Source organism: Rhodopirellula maiorica SM1, assembly GCF_000346295.1.
Classification (GTDB): domain Bacteria; phylum Planctomycetota; class Planctomycetia; order Pirellulales; family Pirellulaceae; genus Novipirellula; species Novipirellula maiorica.
In genome coordinates this window covers 1-5,504 of sequence record NZ_ANOG01000829.1, presented here as the reverse complement: position 1 = coordinate 5,504, position 5,504 = coordinate 1, and the positions used below count along the sequence as shown (strand labels likewise).

Genomic DNA, 5,504 nt, shown 5'->3' with positions numbered 1-5,504 from the left:
TCGAGCTACAGCGTCCGCGTGCAAAGCACCGATGCCGGCGGCTTGACGGTGGAAGAAACCTTCACCATCACCGTCACGGAAGTCACAGCCAATGTCGCTCCGACCGCGATTGATCTGAGTGAAACCTCGATCGCCGAAGACGCTGCCGTTGGTGCCACCGTCGGCACGCTTTCCAGTACCGATGCGAACGCAGGTGACACACACACCTACACGCTGGTCAGCGGCAGTGGCGACACCGACAACGCGTCGTTCGCGATCAATGGTGACTCGCTGGTGACCGCCACGACGCTCGATTTTGAAACCCAATCGAGCTACAGCGTCCGCGTGCAAAGCACCGACGCGGGCGGCTTGACAGTGGAAGAAACCTTCACCATTGACGTCGCCAATATCAACGAAGCTCCGACCGCCATCGCAGTTTCACGCACCACCATCGCGTCGAACGAGGCGGCCGATACGGAGATTGGATTGCTGAGCAGCGAAGATCCTGACGCAGGCGACACATTCACCTACACGATCGTGCCTGAGGAAGGTGCAACGTCGGAACCGTTCAAGATCGCGGAGGGCAAACTCGTGTCCAACGAAGTTTTTGACGAAGCGATCCAGGATTTGTATGCGGTCCGAGTCCGCAGCGAAGACGCGGGCGGGCTATCGTTCGAGCAAGTGCTTGAAATCACGATCAGTGAACCTAACGTGGCCCCCACCGCCGTCGCACTCGATAACAGTACGATCCCAGCCGATGCCCCAACGGGCACCACGGTCGGTTTGTTGTCGACCACCGATGCAAACGCTGACGACGAACACGTCTACTTGCTCGTCAGCGGAACTGGCAGCGATGACAACGCATCGTTTACGATCGAAGGAAATGTACTGAAGACCAATGTCGATCTCGACTCGAGTTCACCGACATCGTTCAGCATTCGAGTGCAGAGTATTGACCGATACGGACTTTCAACGGAAACGATTCTGACGCTTTCGCTCGAAACCACTCCGTAAGGGCATTGGCTTGGTGATCGGCGTCAGAACGAGAAGTTCACGCCGGTCGTCAGCCCATGGGAGATAAAATCGTCGGTCTGGAAAGTAAACCGAGGATTACCGCTGCCTGAGGACGGTTCGGGTGGAAATTGCGAGACGCTTCGGTCGATTACATCGGCGACTCGTGTGGCATCCGACCAATACAGCAGACCGTAGCCAATCGAGAGTTCGACAAAATCATCGATTCGTTTGGACAAGGTGATTCCCACTTCGGGGATCACCGTAAACTGCGAATCTTCGTATTGACCAATGTTGGTTTGTTGGGCGAGCAGGCCGCCCGTGAATGACGCCGATCCCGACCCCGGCACGGTATTGGTGGTCCCGCCGTCAATCGTGACATCGGCACGGTTGACCCCCAGCCCGACTTTCAGCAGCGTGGACAGCGTCCAGGTTCCGTTTCGCCGACGGTAGTTAAACCCAATTTCGCCGCCATTGAATTGATTTTCGACGTCAAAATCGTCGAATAAAACGACCGTGGTTCCGGAAACGATTTGGCCTTGCGCCGCTGTGTAGGTGGACGATTGGTCGATGCGTAGCATTTCATCGAGGCGAGCGTGGCGATAACCAATCAACAAATCGAGGCTATCACAAGCCGACGTGACCAATCGTAGACGCCGTAACACGTCAAAGGCGTACAGTTCGTTTTCGACTTGAACACGCACCGCGCCGCTAAGGAAATCGGGATGGGCAATCAACATCGCATCTTCGGACGCAGTTTGCGTGTTGAAGATGGGCCGCGCAAGCAGGCTGCCGTTATTGCTAAAGCTTTCGCTGTCACTAAACACACCGATTGCCGACAGCTCAGTAGCATCACAGCCATTGGAATCAAATCGCCCGACACTAATCCGTACCCCGGATCGCAATTCATCTAAAATTTCATTGCCGCCAAACAACACGGTCGTTCCCGATTGGCCGAGCACACCTGTATTTTCAGGCGTGGTGCCCGCGGGGCTGGTGGTGACTAAGGGCGGCAAACTGATTCCATCGAGTGCCCATGCCAGATATTCGGCGCGTCCCCAGAATTGACTTCGGTGACGCGTGATTCCCATGGAATCGCACGCGTTACAGCTGTCGCAAGATCCGCAGTCACAACCGCCCGACTGCGTGACGAAGCCGACGTCAGGGGACAACGGGTCGCCCACGAAGGAGTCGTAGAAGTCGTATGAAACGGGAGCCACGGTAGCCGATTCAGAGTCATCGGATTCGGCAGCGGATGTTCCGCCGGCTAATTTTACCGTTTCCGCATCCGTCGGCTTGCCCATGTCGGCATTGCCGGAGACAGGACGCCACGTCATTTTGCGAGGCGACTGCGATGCGGCGTCCGCGGATTTGGTTTCGGGTGAATCTGCCGCGCAGAGCAGGCTGGCCTCGACGAATACGATCGCCATGGCAAGCATGGCAATACTCCGTCGGCTTTTTGTTTTTCTGATGGACAACATTGTCTTCGGGGCGCAGGGGGAGCACTGATCTTGACATCAGCCCTATGTCGCTGATCCAGCAAAGCGGTGTCAATGGCGAATATCCACACGCTCGCGGCCCAAAGACAGATCCGTTGTGGCGCCCCTAAAAAAATGCCTTCGATCTGCCGACATTGTTAGTTGCCTGGGGGGTAGACCAATCGTATATTATCAGCGAGTTTCAGGCCGGGATGTGCAGATGAATGTACCGTAGAGGTCGCGAAACGTTGCTCCGATGTCGATGATGACGCTGGTGGCAACTAGAGTCGGTCACAACTCGAAATCCTTGTGACCCGCCGAAGCTATTTGCGTTCCCGCATTGGTCCACCGATGTGAATCACCGCAAAAAGCTTCCTCAAAAGGCTTTCCAACGATGTTGGTTCTCTCACGCCGCTCTCAGCAGCAAATTGTTTTCCCAAATCTCGGTGTCACCCTTCGGATCCTTCAAGTCCGCGGGCAAATCGTCAAAGTTGGCATCGATGCTCCCCCCGAGATTTCGATTCTTCGTCAAGAGAGGCTTACCGCCTCGTCCGATCTGCAAAGCGGAATGATCGCCGCCCGCTCCTCAGGTAACCAAGCCGAGCACCGACGACGCAATCAGTTGAACGTGGTTCAATTGTATCTCGATGCGATCCAGTCAAGAATCGATCGAGGCGAATTGTTCGACGTTCAAACGATGATCGACACGCTGGTCGCGCGGCTGAACAATGAAAATCGCGAAGAGAATGAAAATCACGAAGAGAATCGAGATCACGCCTCGCCCCGCCAAGGCAACATTCGCGCAGCTGCGGTTTCCGAACACGACAAATCTCATCCTCGCACGAACCAATCCAACATAACCGATCCGCGGGTGCGATTGCTCGTTGTTGAAGACTCGGACAATGAACGCAGTTTGATGACATATTTGCTTGCATCCCAAGGCTTTGTCGTACACGTCGCCCGTGACGGCGGCGAAGCGTGCGAGCGTCTTCAATATTGGGGAACGCTGCCGGATGTGATTTTGATGGACATGCAAATGCCGATGTTGGGCGGACTCGAAACGCTGCACCGAATTCGGCAAAACGAGCGGACGCGTGACTTATTGGTCTATGCGATCACCGGGTCACGTCGCCAGACCGAAGACGAGCCCACCGGCCGCGGATGGGACCGGTGGTTTGCCAAGCCACTGGATATCAAAGAATTGGTGCAAGCGATCCATGAAGACCATGCCCACCACCTCGCTTTGATGGGACCGCCCGCAGCGGGAGGGCCGCAGTGGTATCAATCTTAAACGACCGCCGCAGTGGCACATGGCCGGGCTTGGTTCGACGCTACGGAACAGCGATCCTGAGCACCGGATTTGTCATTTGGATCCGTTCACTATTGCAACCTTGGTTGAACGAGGAGTGCCCGTTTAGCCTGTTCTATCTAAGTGTGTTATTAACGGTTTGGATCGCCGGCACCGGACCGGCGGTCTTCGCAATCGGCTTGGGCACCCTCGCCGCAGCCCACTTTTTCATTCCTCCGTCATCAAGCTTGTTGATCGATGACGTCCCCGATCTCGTCCAATTGATCATCTATGTTTTCGTTAACTGCGTCGCGATCATGCTGTTTAATCGTGCAGAACGTCAGCGTGACCTTGCCGAAAAACGTTCGCTTGAAAATGAACGTCTTAGCGATGATCTGCGAAAAGCGGACTTGCGAAAAGACGAATTCCTGGCGTTATTGGCGCACGAACTTCGCAATCCCTTGGCACCGATTCGCACCAGTTTGGCGTTGTTGGAACGAAACGAAGGCTCGCCCGATGTGGTCCGGCGGATGCGAGAAATCATCCATCGGCAAACTATCCATCTGATCCGGATCACCGATGACTTGCTTGATGTGTCACGCTTTTGTCGCGGCAAGGTGGAATTGCAAATCCAACGAATCGATCTCCGTTTAGCGATCGCTGACGCGATCGAAATGGTTGAAAACGCATTTGTGTCCAAATCGCAACGCTTTCAATCGCTGATCCCCGACGACCCGATTTGGGTTGATGGCGATCGGGTTCGACTCGCTCAATTACTCGCCAACCTACTTGGCAACGCGTCCAAATACACGCCCGAGGCAGGTCGCATCACGTTGAACTTGGAATTGATCGACGAACTGGCGTCGATCATGGTCAGCGATAATGGAATCGGCTTTGCGCCGCTACAAGCGGAGAGAATCTTTGAACCGTTTGTCCAGATCGATGCAAGCCGCACACGCGAATACGGTGGACTTGGCGTCGGATTGACCATTGCCAACCGATTGGTTGCCTTGCACGGGGGTACGTTATCGGCAACCAGTCGCGGCCCCGGTATGGGTAGCTGCTTTACCGTGACGCTATCAGCGGCGGCATCAGAAGCGAGTCGCTCAAATTCGCGACACGATGATTTTGCAGCCCCGGCATGGCAAACGCCTTGCCAATCGAAATCCTCGGTCACGACGGGTGGCAAGTCGTTGCTTTTGGTGGAAGACAACAAAGATGCATCGGAGCTGCTTGCCGAACTTTTCCGAGCCGAAGGATTTCAGGTCAATCAAGCTTACGATGGCGTTGAAGCAATCCAAAAGGCAACCCAATCTCATCCCGATGTGATCATCATGGATATCGGATTGCCAAGCATGGACGGCTATGAAACCGCGCGTCGCATTCGTCGTTCACGAACCATCACTGGCATCAAAATGATTGCGTTAACCGGTTGGGGTGGCCCGACCGATCGCGATCTAGCCATCAAAGCGGGATTCGATTTACATTTAATCAAACCGATTGCATTTCAAACACTGTTGGACCATGTCGAAGCCTTGGTCCGCCACGCATCCCAGGCGGACTCGGACGATAAACCCAACTTGATTCCGGCGTAGACTCAATGCCATCGACTTTGGTAGCGGCACGGCGCGAGCCGTCCGGTTGAGGCGAGTAAAACGTTCGGTTTAGACCGGGCGAGGCCCTGCGCCGCACCGCTACAAACGCCACCTGTTTAGTGCCAAAGTAGATGGCATTGGAGGATGCTCAAG

At 55.0% G+C, this 5,504-nt stretch carries 4 protein-coding genes; 3 read left to right on the top strand and 1 reads right to left on the bottom strand.

What is annotated here, in order from left to right; translation table 11 throughout:
• A partial coding sequence (locus tag RMSM_RS26855; protein ID WP_040769539.1) for a cadherin domain-containing protein occupies positions 1 to 993 on the top strand: 993 nt, incomplete at its 5' end.
• Between the two features lie 23 nt (positions 994 to 1,016).
• Here the strand turns inward: RMSM_RS26855 and RMSM_RS26850 are convergent.
• A complete protein-coding gene (locus RMSM_RS26850; RefSeq protein WP_008704231.1) occupies positions 1,017 to 2,429 on the bottom strand; it encodes a BBP7 family outer membrane beta-barrel protein in 1,413 nt (470 codons plus the stop codon).
• Between the two features lie 433 nt (positions 2,430 to 2,862).
• On the opposite strand from RMSM_RS26850, the gene RMSM_RS37395 reads away from it, so the two are divergent.
• Together RMSM_RS37395 and RMSM_RS26840 are read left to right on the top strand one after the other, a co-directional pair.
• Entirely contained in the window at positions 2,863 to 3,759 is an 897-nt protein-coding gene (locus RMSM_RS37395; RefSeq protein WP_052031825.1) for a response regulator, read from the top strand.
• Entirely contained in the window at positions 3,744 to 5,351 is a 1,608-nt protein-coding gene (locus tag RMSM_RS26840) for an ATP-binding response regulator (protein WP_008704228.1), read from the top strand. The genes RMSM_RS37395 and RMSM_RS26840 overlap by 16 nt, the downstream gene beginning before the upstream one ends.
• Positions 5,352 to 5,504: the final 153 nt, after the last annotated feature.

Bases quoted from the DNA above. Each gene is read 5' to 3' on its own strand.
- RMSM_RS26850 (WP_008704231.1), bottom strand. From the start codon at position 2,429: ATGCTTGCCATGGCGATCGTATTCGTCGAGGCCAGCCTGCTCTGCGCG.
- RMSM_RS37395 (WP_052031825.1), top strand. From the start codon at position 2,863: ATGTTGGTTCTCTCACGCCGCTCTCAGCAGCAAATTGTTTTCCCAAAT.